Origin of the sequence: Coleofasciculus sp. F4-SAH-05, from assembly GCF_040222985.1 — a bacterium.
Lineage (GTDB): Bacteria > Cyanobacteriota > Cyanobacteriia > Cyanobacteriales > Coleofasciculaceae > Coleofasciculus > Coleofasciculus chthonoplastes.
The window spans coordinates 16,708-35,952 of sequence record NZ_JAVKBY010000241.1; the positions used below are offsets into that span (position 1 = coordinate 16,708).

The window sequence follows — 19,245 nt, forward strand, 5'->3', positions numbered from 1 at the left end:
TCAACGTTTCTATTCGTTTATGGGCAAGTAAGTCCCTCACCGTTGGGAGCATGTCAGGGACAGCACGAAATATTCTCGTAGGTTGGGTAGAGCCTAAGCGTTACCCAAAAGGCTCTCCCTGGAGTTGGGTTTCGTTCCTCAACCCAACCTACTTGCGTTGATATGCACCCCTCACCATTCCCTGTTCCCCGTTCCTTGTTCCCGTCCTAATCACAAACATGAAAGGGTTCTCATAAAAGTATCACCTTGTTTTCACCGGGGTTTATTAAATTTAAGTTAAGATAGCGGAAAACAACATTAATTTTAGGGGAAATGCTCGATTTTCTCATCCTGCTCGCCTAAAAAATTCATCAATCACAAAAAACCACATTTTGGAGCATCAGGAGACAACAATGATAGCACAAACGCGAACACTTGAACGTTTTTTGAATAAAGCAAGAGCCGCCAGTTTTACATCTCAAACCGCTGAAATTGCACAGCATCTTCATTTCAGAGAACGAACAAGTCGTGCAACTGATGCGGCTCATACGGGGTGGTTTTCCCATCTGTCTCCAGCGATTGTCCAACCGAATAGCGCCAGAACTCGGAAATTGCGGGTGGTGTTGTACTCTCATGATACGATGGGTTTGGGTCATAAGCGACGCAACTTATTAATGGCTCAAACCCTTGCTCAGTCTGCTTTACCCACAGACATTCTGCTGATTAGTGGCATGAGTGAGGCAAGTAACCTACACATCCCTGATGGCGTAGACTATGTGGCACTTCCCGCCCTGCATAAAGGAACCAATGGAGAATATCAATCCCGTCGCTTGGATCTGTCGCTACAACATATTGTCAATCTCCGCGCTAATATTATTCGGGCGACTGTCGAATCCTTTCAACCCGATGTCTTCATTGTCGATAATGTGCCACGGGGGGCAATTCGGGAATTAGATTTAACTCTAGAGTATTTGCATACTCAAACAGATACCCGTTGTGTTTTAGGTTTACGGGATGTGCTTGATGATCCGATAAAAGTACAACAGGAATGGCAGCAGGCAGAGAATGAAGACATTATTCGTAAGTATTATGATGCTGTGTGGATTTACGGTGATCCCAGAATTTCTGATCTGGTTCAAGACTGTCAATTTTCCCCAGATATAGCCGCTAAAGTTCGTTATACCGGTTGTTTTGATCAGCGCAAGCGACTGGAATTTGTGGATACTGCTGAGGTTGATCCCTTAGCCACACTGAACCTTCCCCCTGGGCGGCTGGCGCTGTGTATGGTTGGCGGTGGGCAAGATGGGGATAAGCTGGCGGAAACCTTTGCCCAAGTGAGTTTACCGCCAGACACCAATGGGGTGATTTTAACCGGTCCATTTATGCCCCTTCCAGTGCGTCAACACTTACACCAAATCGCGGCGAAACATCCCCGTTTACGAGTGTTGGAGTTTCTGGCTGAACCTACCCAATTGTTGAATCGGGCGGATTGTGTGATTACGATGGGCGGCTACAATACCACCTACGAAGTTCTTTCCTTTGACAAACCCGCGCTGATTGTACCACGAGTCAAACCGCGACAGGAACAGTTAATTCGGGCTAAACGGTTACAGGATTTGGGATTAATTGATATGCTGCATCCCGATGAAGTCACTCCCACCGCCTTAAGTGAATGGCTATCGGGGACAATGGGAACATCGACACACCGACGCGATCGCATCGATTTCTATGGGCTGGCACGTTTGCCTCATTTACTCGAATCTGTCATTGATTCCCCAGTTATTTCCATGGCGAATGCTTCGTAATTGTTGTCATTTGTCATTTGTCATTTGTCATTCGTCATTTGTTTATGTAGAAACTATCGGACTTGGTTGGGGCGGGTTTCGTTTAGTTAATGGGTTGAACCGAAACCTGATCGGTAAACCCCGCCCCTACAGATTTAAAATTACCCAATCCCCCATTTAAATGATGCTTTCCACACAATTAAACCGCGTTGGTTATGTCCTCAAGCGTTATCCACGCTACTCAGAAACATTCGTCGTCAATGAAATTTTAGCCCATGAAGCCGCTGGATTAGAAATAGAAATATTTGCCCTACGCCCTCCGGCTGAGACTCATTTTCAAAATATTATTTCCCAAGTTCGCGCCCCAGTTTACTATATTCGTAAACCCATCCAAGGGCGAGTGAGCGAATCTCTCAATAGCCTTAACCCAACAGCCGCCAGCTTCTTCTGGGCAGAACTTCAGGAAGCCAGTAAAATTATCCCCGATTTTTGGACAAAATTAGAGTTTGCTCAAGGAGAAAAAGCCAGTACCGTTTATCAAGCCGCTTGGTTAGCACGAGAGGTTCGGTTAAAAAATATTAGTCATCTCCACGCCCACTTTGGTACCGTAGCAACCAGTGTCGCTCGTCTGGCTGCCCACTTTGCCGGAATCACCTACACTTTCACGGCTCATGCTAAGGATATTTTCCATGAAAGTGTCGAACCAGAAGACATGAAACGGAAGCTGCAAGATGCGGCAAGTGTGATTACGGTTAGTGACTATAATCTCAACTATTTACAACAGATGTATGGTGCAGCCGCCGCCCATATCCAGCGCATTTATAATGGCTTAAATTTAAACCAGTTGGGGTATAAATCTCCCCAAGAACGCCCACCCACCATTCTTTCAGTCAGTCGATTGGTGGAGAAAAAAGGGGTTGCTGTTTTAATTGACGCTTGTGCTATTCTTGCCCATCGCGGCTGTTCGTTTCATTGTAAAATTATTGGATCAGGTTCATTGGAAGCGACGCTACGAGAGCAAATTCAACGCCTCGGTTTAGAATCAACGGTTGAAATTATCGGTTCGCGCCCTCAAAATGAAGTCTTTGAGCATATCCAGAATGCGGCTGTATTTGCTGCACCTTATATTATTGGTAGCGATGGAAATCGTGAGGGTTTACCGACTGTTTTACTGGAAACGATGGCGCTGGGTACGCCTTGTGTGGCTACCGATGTAACCGGGATTCCTGAAGTTGTGCGTCATGAAGACACGGGATTAATGGTAGCTCAACATGATTCTCTAGCGTTAGCAAATGCTCTAGAACGCTTACTGATTAATCCAAGTTTACGGGTGAAACTGGCAACAAAAGCGCGGCAATTGATTGAGTCAGAGTTTGATATTCATCGCAATACTGCGGCTTTGCGAACTATTTTTCATCAAGTCGTTAATCAAGAGAAGTTAAATTATTCTCCAGTTGTATCTAATCAGATCTCGCCCCAGTCTGACCCACAAGATAATGTCAGTTTGGCACAAAATGTATAAGTAGAAGTAGGTTGGGTTGAGCGATAGCGAAACCCAACAGGATATCTTGTCATTTGTCAAATAACTCTTTATTCCATACTTGAGACGGGGCGGGTTTATTGACATCAGGGTTAAGAATAAAGTTAAGTTGTGAAACCCGCCCCTACAGACCCATTTATTTTATTCCTGATATAGAGCGGGTTTAGTGAAATTAGGGTCATAAATAAAATTATTTTTTTATCGTTGGTTGAGGATATAAATTATGAGAATTGCTTACATTTGCACTGATCCAGGTATTCCTGTTTTTGGTCAAAAAGGTTGCTCGATTCATGTTCAGGAGGTGATTCGCGCTTGGCTAAAACTAGGGATGCAGGTTGAGTTATTTGCCACACGAATCGGTGGTGAACCGCCACCGGATTTAGAAACTATTATTGTTCATCGTTTACCATCTATTCCCAAAGGTGAAATAGCAGCTCGTGAACAAGCTGCCCTATCCGCTAACCTTAATCTACGTATGGAACTTGAAAATAACGGTATTTTTAACTTAGTTTATGAGCGTTACTCTCTCTGGAGTTTTACCGGAATGGATTATGCCCAGTCTATGGGAATACCAGGGATTTTAGAAGTAAATGCTCCCTTGATTCAAGAACAGGCAAACCATCGGGGATTAGTTAATCGCACCAGTGCTGAACAAGTGGCGCAGCGCGTGTTTAGTACGGCGAGTGCAATTATTGCCGTTTCTGAAGAAATTAAGACTTATATAGAAAGCTATCCAGAAGTGGAGCAACGAGTGCATGTTATTGCCAATGGCGTTAACCCAGAGCGTTTTTCCAGTAGTATTGAATCAGCCTTATCCATTCATCCGGAACCATTCACCGTGGGATTTGTTGGCACACTCAAGCCTTGGCATGGATTATCGATTTTAGTCGAAGCCTTTGACACCCTACATAAAAAGTATAGGAATACGCGACTACTAATTGTTGGGAATGGACCCGAACGGGAGAATTTAGTCACAGAATTGTCAGCACGCGGATTATTAGATGTGACTCATTTTACGGGTGCTGTTACTCCTGATAAAATCCCTGAAATTTTAGCAAAAATGACCGTTGCCGTTGCCCCTTATCCGCACCAATCTGACTTTTATTTTTCACCCTTAAAAGTCTATGAATACATGGCAGCCGGATTACCTGTGGTGGCGAGTCGTATTGGACAATTAAGAGAATTAATTGAAGATGAAATTAATGGTTTATTATGTCCTCCAGGCGACGCCGTAGCCTTAGCCGCCACCCTGGAACGCCTCTACCATAATCCTGAATTAGGCAAACAGCTAGGAAAAGCCGCCAGACAGAGGATACAGCACCATCATACCTGGGATGCGATCGCGAAACGTCTATTAGAAATCGCGGGTATGGCAGAGGGAGCAGAGGGTGTAGGGGCGGGTTTGACAGATAACATTTTGCACCAAACTGATAACTTGACAAAACCCGCCCTTCTAGGGGAACAGGGGAAGCCGATTGGGAATGACGAATGACGAATGACATAAGACAAATGACAAAAAAATCTATTCCTAGTTTCTGGCGAATATTACATCGCTTCGCCCCCTATCTTCAGAAACAAAGTTTACTCTTAATCACAGCGGTATTCGCTCTATTCGCTGAGGTAGTGTTGCGATTACTTGAGCCTTGGCCCCTGAAGTTTATTTTTGACTATATTTTAATTGATGCTCCTGATGCAAATATTGGTATTCTAAATCGTTTTGATCCAGTAACATTGCTAACCTTATCGGCTTTCGGGTTAATCGCCATCACCGCACTACGAGCAATAGCATCTTACTGGAGTACCGTGAGTTTAGCCCTAGCCAGTAGCCGCATCTTAACCGAAATTCGCGAACAACTCTATCGCCATCTTCAGTGCCTATCTCTCTCCTACCATACCAAAGCCAGAAGTGGTGATTTATTAGTGCGAATCAGCACCGATACAACCCGATTACAAGAAATTGTACTCACCGCCATCATGCCCCTTATCGTCAGTATTATGACACTCTTGGGTATGATTGGAATCATGATTTGGATCGATCGCGATCTAACATTACTAGCATTAATTACCTTACCCTTCTTTTGGTTTGCCGCCACCCGTCTGAGTGAGCGAATTCAGCAAGCCTCTCGTCAGCAGCGTCGGCGTGAGGGGGCTGTCGCCGCCACCCTAGCCGAGTCAATTAGTGCGATTAAATTAGTGCAAGCCCTTTCCCTCCAAGACGCCTTCGCCAACGTCTTCTCCCAAGCCAATCACCGCAGTCTCAAGGAAAGCGTCAAAACCCAACGCTTATCCGCTAGCTTAGAACGTACTGTGGATGTCGTCATCGCCATTGGTACAGCCATTGTCTTGTGGTATGGTGCAAAACTGACATTACGGGATGCTCTAACCCCTGGGGATGTTCTCGTTTTCTTAACCTATCTCAAACAAGCCTTTAAACCCATACAAAACTTCGCCAAATATACCGGGCGACTATCAAAAGCAGTAGCCTCTGGGGAGCGTGTTTTAGACATTTTAGACGAAACACCAGAGGTTGACGATTCCCCATTTGCCATTGTCGCGCCTCCATTTCAAGGATATGTCCGATTTGATTGCGTCAGCTTTGCCTATCAACCCGATAATCCCTTACTCAAAGCCATTGAATTAGACATAAAACCCGGACAAAAAGTAGCTCTAGTGGGAACCTCCGGGAGTGGTAAATCGACACTCTTGAGCCTACTTTTGCGTTTGTATGACCCCACCGAAGGGCGAGTCATGATTGATGGACGAGATATTCGTGACTATACCCTCAAATCATTACGAACTCAAATTAGTGTCGTCATGCAAGACAGTATACTCTTTGCCGCCACCGTTTGGGAAAACATCGCCTACGGGGTTCCCGATGCTACCCACGCCGAGATTGAAGCAGCAGTGCGTCTTGCCAATGCTCATGAATTTGTCGAAGCGCTTCCCCAAGGCTACGACACCATCTTAGGGGAACGAGGCTCCACCCTATCCGGGGGACAACGTCAACGTTTAGCCATTGCACGAGCCGCCATTCGCAAAGCCCCCATTCTCATCCTCGATGAACCCACCACAGGTTTAGACAAACATAACGAACAAGCCGTGATTACCGCCCTAGAAAGGGTAGCCAAAAACCGCACCACCTTTCTCATCACCCATGACTTAACCCTCGCCGCTCATGCTGATTTAATTCTCTACCTAGAAAACGGACAAATCCTCGAACAAGGAACCCACTCCCAATTAATGCAACTCAATGGAAAATATACCAGCTTATATCAGATGCAATCTCCAGCCGATAGAGAAAACAGAAAGCAAGAAATAGGAGCTGCTGAATAAGTGTTAGGAAGATGGGGTGAGGGGGAAACAAAAGAATAATAACAATGGAGACAGAACTCCTCTCATGTCCCCTTATTCCTCCAATTCCTCCAATTCCTCCAATTCCTCCAACCCTTCATCCCAATCCCCCCAAATCCTCTGCGCCCCTCTGCGCTTACCTCTGCGTCCCTCTGCGTTAAAAAAACATCATTTAGACGCCACCAATTTAACCCCAATCACAAGTAAAGCATCAATTTAAAATCTTCAATCCCATGACCATTCCCGTAATCGATCCATTCAACATCACCACCGATTCAAACCTGTCATTCCTTACCGCAGCCCTTAACCCAATCACCGTCCAGCAAGAACTTGCCAAAAACTTACCACAACCCCTTCAAAAAAGCAACCTTTGTGCCATTCGCGTCATTCGCCACAAACCCGGACGGCGTTGTTTAATAGAATATGACCTAACTATCAAAAACCCCAATAATTCCACCATTCCCATCACCTTTCTCGGTAAAGTACGGGCAAAAGGCACCGATTTCAAAAGCTATCAACTCAACCAAACCCTTTGGCAGAAAGGATTTACCGATAATAGTAACGATGGAATTAGTATACCCGAACCCATCGCCGTAATTCCCGACTTTCAGATGTGGCTTCAGCGCAAAGTACCCGGAGTAACCGCCACAAAACTACTCCCTCAACCCAAAGGAATTCCCTTAGCTAAACGCATTGCCGAAGCCATCCATAAACTACATCAAGCCAAAATACCGCCCCAGCGCCGCCACACCATAGCCGATGAACTGCGAATTTTGCACGAACGTCTCCCCCTAGTCGCTCAACTCAAACCCCAGTGGGAAAGCCGTTTAGAGCAAATTTTAGCTGGGTGCGATCGCGTGGCGGCGATGACCCCAGAACCTCAACTTTTGGGTATTCATCGCGACTTTTATTCTGACCAAATCATTGTCGATGGCACTCGCCTTTATTTACTCGATCTGGATTTATATTGTCAAGGCAATCCCGGCTTAGATATTGGTAACTTTATTGGACATATCACTGAGCAAAGTTTGCGGACATTGGGGAATCCAGAGGCATTAATGGATCGAGAAAATGCTTTAACAGAGAGATTTATTCAGCTTACGGGTGAAGCCCTTCGTCCGGCGATTCAGTCTTATACAACCTTGACCTTGGTGCGACATATTTACATCAGCACACAGTTTCCGGAACGGTGTCCCTTTACCGAAACAATATTAGAACTGTGCGAACAACGTCTGGCGAAACAGTGTGTCACCTCAGTCGGAACTTAACCCACTCTAGCTAAGTTTCAAATGGAAGATGATTGTAAAACGTTTATCTCAAAAACTAGGGCTTGTGATGTCTGTTTTAGTTTGTCCTATGATGGGAACAAATACCACTCTAGCTAACGAGTTTCTACCAACAGATATTAATCACAATAGTTCCATCATAGAGGAACCCACTAATCCGGGGATGAACGCCATTACACCTGTGTCTGAGCTATCCGATGTCAGTGCTGAGGATTGGGCATTTCAGGCATTGCGATCAGGCGATTTAATCCCCACCGTCAATCCTCTATTTAGCGGAAGTGGAGATGGTTCCATTTCTACCTTTGGGCGAGAGAATCCCATCCGCCGTCAAGGAGAAGGGGCAGGAATTGGCATTTCTCAGAACTTGGGGGAGTCTGTTAATCTAGCCTTGGGGTATGTTGCGATCGATGCGAATGAAGCTGATAATGGGATTTTGGGCAATGATACTTATGCTGCGATCGCACAATTAACCTGGCAACCTAATGAATTCACGTCTTTAAGTTTCACTTATGCCCGTTCCTCGAATAGTTTTAATACCGGAACAGGTAGCGAATTAACCAGTGATCCGTTTAATCGCGATGCTGAAGACGTAAGGGCTAACTCTTTTGCTGCTGAAGCCTCTATACGAGTCAATCCAGGATTTATTTTAGGCGGGCGAGTGGGTTTAATTCAAGCGCAAGCTAAGGACTTACCCAATCAACCTAATGCTAATATCTTTACCTGGGCGATTTATGTTGGTACTATCCGAGTTACATTGACGTTTTAATCTTGATTTAAGGTGAGATAGGGCGGGTTTTGTTTGTACGTTAGGGATAACAAGATAATTTAGTTCCTAAACCCGCCCCTACAATGCTATCCCTACAATGCTGTCCACAATGCCAACCCACCGCCGCGTCCTCTTGCGGCAATTGCTTGATTTTCGACGAGAAAATAGGTAAAAAATGCCTTATCTTTTAACGGTTTATCATAAAAAGAAGCCTCTCGCTCTTGACCGCCGCGAATATATCCGTTATATAATTTTAAGCCAAATAATGACAGGTTTATGCGGGTGAAATCAAAAACCAGGATATTCGTCTTAGCAAAAAACTGAGTCGGTCCAGTGACAACTAGGTGAAGAGATCCCAGTTCCACCGAATTTACTACTGTTCCTTGGTCTTGACTCGCTTCTGAGGGGGAGTAGGATAACTGAATCTTTACCCATTTCGGCAAAAACCGTCCCGCACCCAACACCACGCCAGCACGTTGACGAGAGCGTTTGGTTCCAGTGATAAATCCTAATCGCCATGTTCTCAGCAACTGGGAATAGCTATGGCGTACTTTCGTCTGTTTGGCTGTCTTCTCAGCGGTTAATAGTGCCTCAACCACAGCTTTGGATTCAGGGGGTTTGGTAGAAGACGTGGTTAAAAACGCGATCGCTTGATCAAGTGTTGGGTCAATTAGGTCTGTGGTCATAAGATTACTATACCAAAAGAGTGAAATAGTTACGAACTAGGGCTAAAGCCCTGACTACAAACTAGGGCTAAAGCCCTGACGACGAACTAAGTTTTGTCTGGTTTGTGTTCCAATAAAACCCTTTTCACGGGTTCATATTCAGCTTTAATCTGCGATAATAGCGCAGCTTTAAATTCAACGGTATCACGATTCGCCTTGGCTTCTAACTCCTGACACAAATGAGCTAAACGGCTTGCTCCTAACATCGCACTGCTGGATTTCAAGGTATGAGCGGTTCGCTTCAGCAGTTCTGTTTGTCCTTGAGTTATTCCATCAGACAAATCTTGTAAGAGTTTAGGCGCCTCCTCTAGATAGCGAGTAATAACTTCGGCTAATATTTCCTCTTGATTCAGCATCTCACGTAATTGTTGAAAAATTACCGGGTCAAACACGGCTTTATCGGACAGATCCAATCCCGCCACCGTGCTACTATCCGATGGGGTTGTATCAACAGAACTCCCAGAGGCTTTAATCTCCTCTCCCCCAGCTTCCCCAGCTTCCCCAGCTCCCCCAGCTCCCTCTGCTCCCTCTGCTCCCTCCCAGACGTAGCATGCTACGTCTCTACATGCTCCCACTGCTCCCACTGCTTCCCCTGCTTTCTTTAACGCCTCAACCAATTCCTCAATGCGGATGGGTTTGCTGATATAATCATCCATACCTGCCTCAATGCACATTTCGCGATCGCCAACCATGGCATTAGCGGTCATGGCAATAATTCGCGGACGTTGTGATTGAGTCTTCCCATCTAAATCACACCACTCTTGACAAATGCGCCGGGATGCCTCTAACCCATCCATTTCTGGCATCTGTACATCCATAAACACCACATCATAAGGCTGACGCCGTAGCGCTTCTAAGACTTCTAACCCATTCCCCGCCACATCTGCTCGATATCCCATCCGTTGCAACAGATGCAACGCTACCTGCTGATTCACTGGATTATCTTCCGCCAGTAAAATCCGTAGGGGCAACCGTTCACCCATCTTGGCATCAATGTCTGGTTTCTTGGCGCTGTGGATTTTCACCTTAATCGGTATCCCCGCCATCGCTTGCATCAGCACATCACACAGTTGAGACTGTTTAATCGGTTTAGTCAAAAACCCAGCAAACGTCTGCTTCACATCAGGTGTATCGACTTGCAACTCACCCAGAGACGAGAGCATCACCAGAGGTAGAGTTTGACAACCGGGAAGTTTGCGGATTTTTGCCGCCAATGTCACCCCATCCATCTCTGGCATCTGCATATCCAGAATTGCCAAATCAAACCGTTCCCCCTGATGTAGCCAATCTAAGGCTTGAACCCCTGATTGTGCCGCATAGCATTCCATTCCCCAAACTTGAGCTTGGCGCATCAAAATCTTACGATTTGTCTCGTTATCATCCACAATTAGCAGTCGTTGACCATCGAGTTCCAACCGACAAACCTGATTACTATTAAGCTGGGTACTCGGATCAGCCGGAACCACCAGAGTGAAGTAAAAGGTTGAACCCACTCCCTCTTGACTGTCTACCCACATTTTTCCGCCCATCATTTCGCACAATTGCTTACAGATGGCAAGTCCCAATCCTGTGCCACCGTATTTGCGGGTGGTGGAGGAATCGACTTGACTGAAAGGTTGAAATAATCGATTTAATCGTTCTGGAGGAATACCAATCCCGGTATCCTTAACCGCAAATTGAATCCGATAATGAGGGGTAGCCGCCGAGGGAGTAATCCGTGGAGTTAGGCTAGTTTTTGTTTCCAGGCGCTCCCATTGTTCATAGTCGAGTTTCTCGGCGTTAACGGAAACAATCACTTCCCCTGATTGGGTAAATTTAACCGCATTACTCAACAGATTGACCATAATTTGTCGTAATCGAGTCGCATCGCCGACAATCATCCTGGGAGTTTGAGGTGTAATTTGATAGGCAAGTTCTAAGTTTTTATCAGTGGCTTTGGCGGCTAACAGATCCAAACAATTTTCAATACAAACTTGCAGATCAAAGGAGACTTCTTCCAACTCCATTTTGCCGGATTCAATCTTGGAGAAGTCGAGAATATCATTAATAATGGTGAGTAAGGTATCGCCACTATTACGAATCGTGGTAACAAATTCCTGTTGCTGAGAGGTTAAGTTGGTATCCAACAGCAGTCCGGTCATACCAATCACCCCATTCATCGGCGTGCGAATTTCATGACTCATCGTGGCGAGGAAGTCACTTTTGGCACGAGTCGCTGCCAAAGCCACATCACGAGCTTGTGCCAATTCTTGTGCCGCCTGTTGACGCTCAATTTCTCCACCAATCCACTGCGCCATCAGTCTTAACAGTTCTATTTCTATATCTTTGAATGGCGTTTGTCGGGGAGTGAGACTAGCGAAACAGAGCGTACCATACAAGTCTCCAGCGACAACCACAGGGACACCGATATAGGCTTCGACTTGGAAAACTTTGAAGCCGGGGTGATTGTGCCATTGGCTGGTGCTAGCGGATAAGATACAAAGGGGTTTTTTGGCGTGTACGATTTCGCCGCAGTAGGTTTGTTTCAGGTCAAGAGTCACCCCTTTGAAGTTCAAATTATTGGGCATTTGGGCGGCGATGATTTCATAACGCCCGTTCTCGGTGTCAATGTTTTCGATATGAGAGAGGATACCGACATCCAGATTAAACTGGCGGCGTCCCATGGTTAGTAAGTTTTGTAGCTTTTGCTCAAAGTCAGAATTTTGTCCAGTTGTGACTTCGTATAAGGCGCGAATGATGGCAGCATTTTCGCGCAGTTCTTGTTCAATGTGTTTGCGTTGAGTAATATCAATAGCAATGCCTAAAATTGCGGGTGTTGCTGAACCGGTGACATAGAAAGGAATGCGGGTGGTTTGTACAATGCGGATGTTACCCTGAGCATCGGTAATCCGTTCCTCTGGGATGTGTTTGGGTTGTCCCTGTTGGATAATTTGCCGTTCTTCTTCGCGAATGCGGCGCAGTTGTTCGGGGGATTGAATAAAGTCTTCGTCTTTGTGGTTGAGCAGGTGTTCGACTGTTGTATCATAAGCATCCGCGATCGCTTGATTGACTAAGATAAACTGTCCATCTAAATTTTTGGCGAAAATAAAGTGAGGCACTAGATCAATGATTTGACGTAGCTTTTGCTCACTAGCTTGTAACTGTTCGGCGGCTTGCTTGCGATCGCTAATATCTTCGACGGAGCCTTCATAGTAGAGCAACACACCATTTCCATCCCGTACCGCACGAGTATTTTCACTAATCCAGATAATACTCCCATCTTGGCGATACACTTGGGACTCGAAGCTGGAGACAGAACCCTGTTGATGAATTAGGCGTTTAAATTCAGCCCGTTGGCTTTGATCCACGTAGAGTTGATGTTCACCATTGGTGAGGCGACTGATCAGGGCTTCGGGGGAGGGATAGCCATAAATCTGAGCCAGAGCCGGGTTAGCGCTAAGATACTGTCCGTCGGGGGTGGTTTGGAAGATACCCCAACCCGCTTTTTCAAAGATACTGCGATAGTTTTCTTCGGCTTCCAGCAAGGCGTCGGCGACTTGAATACGTTCTTTGATTTCCCGTTCTAACTTCTGATTCACCTGGGTTAATTCTTTGGTACGCTCATTGACACGCTGCTCAAGTTGTGAATTTAGAGTACGCACCGCCGCTTCTGCTTGTTTGCGATCGCGGATTTGAGTTTCCAACGCTTGATTCGCCGCTTGCAGTTGAGCGGGGCTGGGTAGCGCCAAGGCTTGGGGAGTCAGCGGAATCAGTACCATCGCCGTGTAACAGGAAACCAGAGCCGTAAACGCTTTAATCAAGCCAGAGAGCCAATAATCTGGAAACCAAAGTGTCCAGACTCCCATAGCATGAGTCATTCCACAGGCAATAATAAAAGCACCAAATAAGAAAAATATTCTGGGAAACGGGACATCCTCTCGCTGGTTAACAAAGTAAAGCAGAGTAACAGGAATTGAAAAATAAGCCAGCGCGATTAAGGCGTCAGAAATAACATGTAGGGAAACTAAATTCGTTTGCCACAAGTAGCAATGACCGTGAGGAATATACAACAGTGTTGTTAATAAATCTGGCATTGTTAGTCCTTCAATAATTCAGCAAATTGACTCCCTTATCCAAGGGAATGAATGCTCTAGGTTGTTTTGCTGTGAGCCGATTGAGGGTAGGGGCGCATAGCGATGCGCCCTGGCTCCCTTGATTGGGGGACACCAAGTCCAAGCTGCTGTCGAAACAAAGGAAATCAGGGATAGTTTGATTGAATTCCGTTTCCTGTAGTAAATGGCGAAAGATTAAAAGCTAATGGTAAATCACCCGTTTCTGTCTATTTAGTAGCATAACTTGTCAGAACTCTTTATCCTCTAACATGGAATACTTTATCTATAATAAACATTTCGGCTTGACGAATGACGTAGCTTGCTGATCAAAGGAAGCGAGTATGACAAATGACAAATTTGGAGTTGTGCAGCCAGCCCTACTTAGAACTTTGGCTCAACGCCCGAACTAATTCTTGTACCCGAATCGGTTTACTGATATAATCATCCATACCAGTGGCTAAACACACTTGACATTCAAACCCAGAGACTGAACCCTGTTCGTGGACTAAGCGGATCAACTCGCGGCGCTGGCTGGGATTCACATACAGTTGATGTTCAACATCGGTAATGTGGTTAATTAACTCATCAGGTGAAGCATAGCCATAAATTCGCGCCAAGGCAGGATTGGCACTGAGATAGCGTCCATCGGGTGTGGTTTGGAAGATGCCACCTACGGCATTCTCAAAAATGCTACGATATTTTTCTTCGGCTTGGCGTAGCGCGTCTTCAGCGTGAATGCGTTCCTGGATTTGAGCGGCTAATTGGTGATTCACCTGTTGGAGTTCTTTGGTTCGCTCATTGACACGCTGTTCGAGTTGTGCATTCAGCGATCGCACCTCGGCTTCAGCTTGTTGGCGATCTCGAATTTGCGTTTCTAAGGCTTATCCCCTATCCGAATTAAACGTTCCACCAGAGGAGTCTCTACTCTCCTTAACTGACTGAGGAGTATGGCGATGAACCGAGAGTAGCTTTACAGAATCTTTAACCTTTTCCCCCGGAACTTTACCGAAACTTCATAGATCTAGCCCTGGGATTGCAGTAATCTTTTTAGTGTAGTAGAGAGTTAAGGTTGACTCCGCCAAATGAACAGAGCGGGGTCTTTTTGTGGGCATCGGGAATCCTTCAAAGGGTTTTGGAACCAAACCCCTACTGTCGGTGGGTCAACAGAATTCATTAATGTTACAAAAATTAAACATGAAATCCAGGTTCATTCATGTCGGAGATGAAAAACAGCACCCTCTGGATTTACCCCCCAGATTTAGGGGACAACCTGACTAAATTGCCTAGATATGGGGAAATGGATGCATCTGAGTCGCGATCGCAGCACAATTGCCCACCCCTAATCCTGAACCCTGCGGTTTATTGTCCCCCAGGTTTCCACCAGAAATCAATCTCCCCATTTTTGGCACAAGGAATTAGCATATAAGGGTGACTAAACTGTACACTCCCTTACAATCCCTCAGGGAAGGTCGCTGGTTCAAGCTCATCTGTGGCGCTAGTTTTCAGCACCTCCCTGCCGTTCGTAACCTCACCTTGGCGTATACTCTAGCTGGGGCTGATTGTATTGATGTGGCAGCTGACCCTGCCGTAATTACGGCGGCAAAGACAGCCTTAGGGGTGGCGACAAGTCTGGTGGAGTCAGGTCTTGCACAAGGCATGGGATACAGTAATCAACCCTGGTTAATGGTCAGTTTAAATGATGGGGAAGATCCCCATTTTCGCAAAGCTGAATTTAATCCCAATGCTTGTCCTCCAGACTGTCCCCGTCCTTGCCAAACGATTTGTCCGGCTCAAGCCATTGTCTTTGAGCCACCGCCAACTCCGCCGGAGTCCCTAAAACAGGCGAAACCTGACCAACCCCTCACCTATCCTCACTCGCCCAAGGGATTCTCCGGTGTTATTGATCAACGCTGTTATGGCTGCGGACGTTGCTTACCCGTTTGCCCCAGTCAACTGATCTATACTCGCTCCTATGTATCCACCCCCACAACGTTAGCGGAACTGATTCTTTCAACGGGCGTTGATGCTTTGGAAATTCACACCCAAGTCGGGCATTTTACTGACTTTAAACGACTCTGGGGCGCGATCGCTCCCTGGATGCATACCCTGAAGTTGCTGGCTATCAGTTGTCCGGATGGTGAGGGCTTGATTGATTATCTCTGGGAACTTTACCATCTGATCACGCCCTTACCTTGTCCCCTCATCTGGCAAACCGATGGCAAGCCAATGAGCGGTGATATTGGTACAGGAACCACTCGAAAAGCCGTGAAACTGGCACAAAAGGTGTTATCCGCCAACTTACCTGGATACGTGCAACTGGCGGGTGGAACCAATCACCATACCGTCAGTAAACTCAAAGCAGTAGGACTCCTCAACCCTGGAACCCCAGAAGACGCTACCGCTAACCCCATCCAGCCCTTTGTCGCGGGTGTGGCTTACGGAAGCTATGCCCGGGTATTACTGGCTCCAATTTTAGACCAACTCGATCAATACCATGAAGCAAATCATGATATCAATTTCCAAGCATTTCCATTATCATCAAGGGCAAACCTGGAAAATGATCCGCATCGGCTGGCAAAAGCCGTGGCTCTAGCCCATTCCCTAGTATCTCAACTGAAGTCCGTTTCTAAGCCTGTTCCAGACGAACTCAGGAGGTTGGTGGAAATAAACCCAACGAGATGAAGCTCTGTAAATAGTCCTCACACCTTTACATCAGATACATCAGGCGAATGACATAAGACAAATGACGAATGACAAGCCTATGGTGAATGCCAACGGGATGAACCCATCCCATTCCCAATCGTTATCCAATCAAGCCTTATCTAACACCACCAATTTAGCTGGGATGCAGATTACTGAGGATCTCCAAAAATTACTCGCTATTTTGCCAGAGGATATTCGCCAAATCCTGGAGCAACACCCCCATCGCGACAATTTAATTGAAGTGGTGATGGATTTGGGTCGTTTTCCTGAGGTGCGTTTCCCCTCTGGTGCCGAATATCTGTCCGAAACCCCCGTCACCGCTGAACAATTAAACTATTGTGTTGAGCGGGTTGGGCATTTCAGTGGGGATAATCGAGCCGGACTGGAGAAAACCTTACACCGGATTAGCGCGATTCGCAATCGCCCCGGCGACATTATCGGGTTAACCTGTCGCGTCGGACGAGCGGTGTTTGGTACTATTGGTCTGATTCATGATCTCGTCGAACGGGGTCAATCAATTTTGATGTTGGGGCGTCCAGGTGTGGGCAAAACGACGGCGTTACGCGAAATTGCCCGGGTGCTGGCAGATGATCTACAAAAACGGGTGGTGATTATTGATACCTCCAATGAAATTGCTGGCGATGGCGATATTCCCCATCCTGCCATTGGTCGAGCTCGGCGGATGCAAGTGTCGCGTCCAGAACTTCAACATCAGGTGATGATTGAAGCAGTAGAAAATCATATGCCCGAAGTGATTGTCATTGATGAAATTGGCACCGAACTCGAAGCCCTCGCCGCTCGCACGATCGCAGAACGGGGGGTGCAGTTGGTGGGAACAGCCCATGGAAACCAAATTGAGAATCTGATTAAAAATCCTACCCTCTCTGATTTAGTTGGTGGGATTCAAGCCGTAACTCTGGGGGATGATGAAGCCAGACGCCGAGGTTCTCAAAAAACGGTATTGGAACGCAAAGCACCGCCCACGTTTGAGATTGCTGTGGAAATGCTGGAGCGTCAGCGCTGGGTAGTGCATGAGAGTGTGGCGGATACCGTGGATGCGCTACTGCGGGGACGCCAACCGAATCCCCAAGTGCGAACGGTGGATGAGCAGAATAAGGTAATTATTACCCGTGAATTCCCCGATGCACCTGCACCCCTGGAGCGCCGTACCCAGTCCGGGTTAGTGGCAAAACCCAGTGGCTGGCGTTCGTCGGGACAGATGCAGCCACTATCGCGTTCCTCATCATCGGCTGCGGCTCAAACCAGTTATTTTGATCAGCTGCTTCATGACTCTTGGCAACAACCCAATTCCGTTGGCGAGGTTATAGACACGATTGGACCCAATGGTGAAGATTTGCCCCTCCATGTCTATCCGTATGGGGTGAGTCGCCATCAAATCGAGCAGGTGATTCGGGTGCTAAATTTACCCGTTGTCTTAACCAAGGATATGGATAGTGCCGATGCCATTTTAGGTTTGCGATCGCACGTTAAAAGTCACTCGAAACTGCGCTCTATTGCCCGTTCCCGGCAAATTCCCATTCATGCGGTTAAAGCCAGTACTGTCCCCCAAGTGAGTCGCGCCCTGCGGCGGATGTTGGATATGGATGATCCTGGAGTTCCCGATGCAGCAGATTTGCGGTTGTTTACCCAAAGTGGAAGTGATGATGAGATTGAGGCGCTAGAAGAAGCCCGGTTAGCCGTCGAGCAAATCGTGATTCCTAATGGACAACCCGTCGAGTTACTTCCGCGATCGCCAAAAGTGCGAAAGATGCAACACGAACTGGTGGAACATTATCGCCTCAAGTCCGATAGTTTTGGCGATGAACCCAATCGCCGCTTGCGAATCTACCCCGCTTGATGGCAAGGGGTAGGGGTGGAGCAAGAGGATAACGTGTAGAGTAGCTCACGAGACTCTTGCTTCACCCGTTCTTCCATCACTGCTTGCTGTAATTGGATGAACGCGGTAAAGTCTTCCCAGTCGTACTTGTTGGCTAAAAGTTGACGCAATTGGTCTTCAGCTTGTCGGGTTAGGTAGCCAGTCTTTTCCGCTTCTTGAACTATTTCGCGAATTAATCTCATTAGTGAATCTCCAGCGTTAATTGGTAGGTTAAAGTTGTGCCCGGTTCTATGACGAGTTGTCTTCAGCTATAGTCACCCCTAGCTATAAATGCCCAGTAGAGCGTTGCCCTTACTGGATCTGGCGGTATGGTGACAACTCGACATGCCGTCAAATTTTTTCTTTACAAAAGAATACAAATTTAGTTCAACCCTTGGACAGAAATCCTCCTAACCTGAAGGTATGTAAAAGCTACGTTCCCCTGATTAATGCAGCCAATGCCTTATTGTAGGGGATTCTAGCGTAATATAAAGATTATATTAACTTTTTCACCCTTGACGGACGAGTTAAATAATCTTAGCTTATCTTAATATTTGTTTATATAGCGCTACGCGCTAGGCAATGGGCAATGGGCAATAGGTAATGGGAGTCCGCCGCGTAAATTGAGCCTTCTGTTCCCTGAGATCAGGAGAAATCAGCCAATTTTCAAAAATCTCTTGACATATTCCCAGCCACAACTGCTAATATAAGCAATGTACACACATTGGGGTGTAGCCAAGCGGTAAGGCAGCGGGTTTTGGTCCCGCCATTCCCAGGTTCGAATCCTGGCACCCCAGTCGCATCTACCCGACAAAATAATTTGATTAATCGATTCGGCGGAATTCCCCACTCTCTTACAGGGTGGGGATTAATAGTTGGATAATTAGGGCTTGCTGTCGGGAGTCTGGGGAAGATGGGGAAGATGGGGAAGATGGGGAAGATGGGGGAGATGGGGGAGATGGGGAAGTTAACTCAAAACTCTACCTTACCTGTTCCCTGTTCCCTGTTCTTAGACAAATGACAAATGACAAATGACAAATGACAAATGACAAATGACAAATGACAAATGACAAATGACAAATGACAAATGACAAATGACAAATGACAAATGACAAATGACAAATGACAAATGACAAATGACAAA

General features: G+C 46.4%; 14 protein-coding genes and 1 tRNA gene. 10 read left to right on the top strand and 5 right to left on the bottom strand.

Going from position 1 to position 19,245, the window contains the following annotated elements:
• Positions 1-392 precede the first annotated feature (392 nt).
• The 7 genes from RIG27_RS29400 to RIG27_RS29430 all read left to right on the top strand — a co-directional run bounded on the left by RIG27_RS29400 (position 393) and on the right by RIG27_RS29430 (position 8,706).
• Positions 393-1,784 (top strand): glycosyltransferase family protein, encoded by a 1,392-nt coding sequence (locus RIG27_RS29400; RefSeq protein WP_446350657.1) that lies wholly within the window; start codon positions 393-395, stop codon positions 1,782-1,784.
• The gene (locus RIG27_RS29405; protein WP_446350658.1) at positions 1,774-1,944 is read left to right on the top strand and encodes a hypothetical protein; all 171 of its coding nucleotides are present in this window, start codon (positions 1,774-1,776) and stop codon (positions 1,942-1,944) included. The genes RIG27_RS29400 and RIG27_RS29405 overlap by 11 nt, the downstream gene beginning before the upstream one ends.
• Before the next feature lie 3 nt (positions 1,945-1,947).
• Positions 1,948-3,285 (top strand): glycosyltransferase, encoded by a 1,338-nt coding sequence (locus RIG27_RS29410; RefSeq protein ID WP_446350687.1) that lies wholly within the window; start codon positions 1,948-1,950, stop codon positions 3,283-3,285.
• Positions 3,286-3,526: 241 nt separating this feature from the next.
• Positions 3,527-4,795 carry a glycosyltransferase family 4 protein gene (locus tag RIG27_RS29415; protein ID WP_446350659.1) on the top strand — a complete coding sequence of 423 codons (1,269 nt, stop codon included), beginning with the start codon at positions 3,527-3,529 and terminating at the stop codon, positions 4,793-4,795.
• 17 nt (positions 4,796-4,812) lie between these two features.
• Positions 4,813-6,636, top strand: a complete 1,824-nt coding sequence (locus RIG27_RS29420; protein WP_446350660.1) for an ABC transporter ATP-binding protein — start codon at positions 4,813-4,815, stop codon at positions 6,634-6,636.
• Between the two features lie 251 nt (positions 6,637-6,887).
• Positions 6,888-7,922, top strand: coding sequence for a phosphotransferase (locus tag RIG27_RS29425; RefSeq protein ID WP_446350661.1), 1,035 nt, complete (start codon positions 6,888-6,890; stop codon positions 7,920-7,922).
• An 88-nt stretch (positions 7,923-8,010) separates the two neighbouring features.
• Complete coding sequence (locus RIG27_RS29430; RefSeq protein WP_446350662.1) at positions 8,011-8,706, top strand: hypothetical protein; 696 nt, start codon at positions 8,011-8,013, stop codon at positions 8,704-8,706.
• A gap of 92 nt (positions 8,707-8,798) precedes the next feature.
• Here the strand turns inward: RIG27_RS29430 and RIG27_RS29435 are convergent, their stop codons facing one another.
• The 3 genes from RIG27_RS29435 to RIG27_RS29445 all read right to left on the bottom strand — a co-directional run bounded on the left by RIG27_RS29435 (position 8,799) and on the right by RIG27_RS29445 (position 14,358).
• Positions 8,799-9,392 (bottom strand): hypothetical protein, encoded by a 594-nt coding sequence (locus tag RIG27_RS29435; protein WP_446350663.1) that lies wholly within the window; start codon positions 9,390-9,392, stop codon positions 8,799-8,801.
• Between the two features lie 86 nt (positions 9,393-9,478).
• Entirely contained in the window at positions 9,479-13,504 is a 4,026-nt protein-coding gene (locus RIG27_RS29440) for a response regulator (RefSeq protein WP_446350664.1), read from the bottom strand.
• Between the two features lie 395 nt (positions 13,505-13,899).
• Positions 13,900-14,358 carry a PAS domain S-box protein gene (locus RIG27_RS29445; RefSeq protein WP_446350665.1) on the bottom strand — a complete coding sequence of 153 codons (459 nt, stop codon included), beginning with the start codon at positions 14,356-14,358 and terminating at the stop codon, positions 13,900-13,902.
• 592 nt (positions 14,359-14,950) lie between these two features.
• Here RIG27_RS29445 and ldpA point away from each other — a divergent pair.
• Together ldpA and RIG27_RS29455 are read left to right on the top strand one after the other, a co-directional pair.
• Positions 14,951-16,204, top strand: a complete 1,254-nt coding sequence (ldpA, locus tag RIG27_RS29450; RefSeq protein ID WP_446350666.1) for a circadian clock protein LdpA — start codon at positions 14,951-14,953, stop codon at positions 16,202-16,204.
• Between the two features lie 163 nt (positions 16,205-16,367).
• Positions 16,368-18,083: a R3H domain-containing nucleic acid-binding protein gene (locus RIG27_RS29455; RefSeq protein ID WP_446350688.1), complete on the top strand. Its 1,716-nt coding sequence runs from the start codon at positions 16,368-16,370 to the stop codon at positions 18,081-18,083.
• Here the strand turns inward: RIG27_RS29455 and RIG27_RS29460 are convergent.
• Positions 18,071-18,304, bottom strand: coding sequence for a hypothetical protein (locus tag RIG27_RS29460; RefSeq protein ID WP_446350667.1), 234 nt, complete (start codon positions 18,302-18,304; stop codon positions 18,071-18,073). The two genes, RIG27_RS29455 and RIG27_RS29460, sit on opposite strands and share 13 nt — an antisense overlap.
• Before the next feature lie 522 nt (positions 18,305-18,826).
• On the opposite strand from RIG27_RS29460, the gene RIG27_RS29465 reads away from it, so the two are divergent.
• Positions 18,827-18,898: transfer RNA gene (locus RIG27_RS29465), tRNA-Gln, on the top strand.
• A 175-nt stretch (positions 18,899-19,073) separates the two neighbouring features.
• On the opposite strand, the gene RIG27_RS29470 is transcribed toward RIG27_RS29465, so the two are convergent.
• Positions 19,074-19,244, bottom strand: coding sequence for a hypothetical protein (locus tag RIG27_RS29470; protein WP_446350668.1), 171 nt, complete (start codon positions 19,242-19,244; stop codon positions 19,074-19,076).
• Position 19,245: the final 1 nt, after the last annotated feature.

Excerpts from the sequence above, each read along its gene's own strand:
- RIG27_RS29400 (WP_446350657.1), top strand. The coding sequence starts at position 393 with ATGATAGCACAAACGCGAACACTTGAACGTTTTTTGAATAAAGCAAGA.
- RIG27_RS29405 (WP_446350658.1), top strand. The coding sequence starts at position 1,774 with ATGCTTCGTAATTGTTGTCATTTGTCATTTGTCATTTGTCATTCGTCA.
- RIG27_RS29410 (WP_446350687.1), top strand. The coding sequence starts at position 1,948 with ATGCTTTCCACACAATTAAACCGCGTTGGTTATGTCCTCAAGCGTTAT.
- RIG27_RS29415 (WP_446350659.1), top strand. The coding sequence starts at position 3,527 with ATGAGAATTGCTTACATTTGCACTGATCCAGGTATTCCTGTTTTTGGT.
- RIG27_RS29420 (WP_446350660.1), top strand. The coding sequence starts at position 4,813 with ATGACAAAAAAATCTATTCCTAGTTTCTGGCGAATATTACATCGCTTC.
- RIG27_RS29425 (WP_446350661.1), top strand. The coding sequence starts at position 6,888 with ATGACCATTCCCGTAATCGATCCATTCAACATCACCACCGATTCAAAC.
- RIG27_RS29430 (WP_446350662.1), top strand. The coding sequence starts at position 8,011 with ATGATGGGAACAAATACCACTCTAGCTAACGAGTTTCTACCAACAGAT.
- RIG27_RS29435 (WP_446350663.1), bottom strand. The coding sequence starts at position 9,392 with ATGACCACAGACCTAATTGACCCAACACTTGATCAAGCGATCGCGTTT.
- RIG27_RS29440 (WP_446350664.1), bottom strand. The coding sequence starts at position 13,504 with ATGCCAGATTTATTAACAACACTGTTGTATATTCCTCACGGTCATTGC.
- RIG27_RS29455 (WP_446350688.1), top strand. The coding sequence starts at position 16,368 with ATGCAGATTACTGAGGATCTCCAAAAATTACTCGCTATTTTGCCAGAG.
- RIG27_RS29460 (WP_446350667.1), bottom strand. The coding sequence starts at position 18,304 with ATGAGATTAATTCGCGAAATAGTTCAAGAAGCGGAAAAGACTGGCTAC.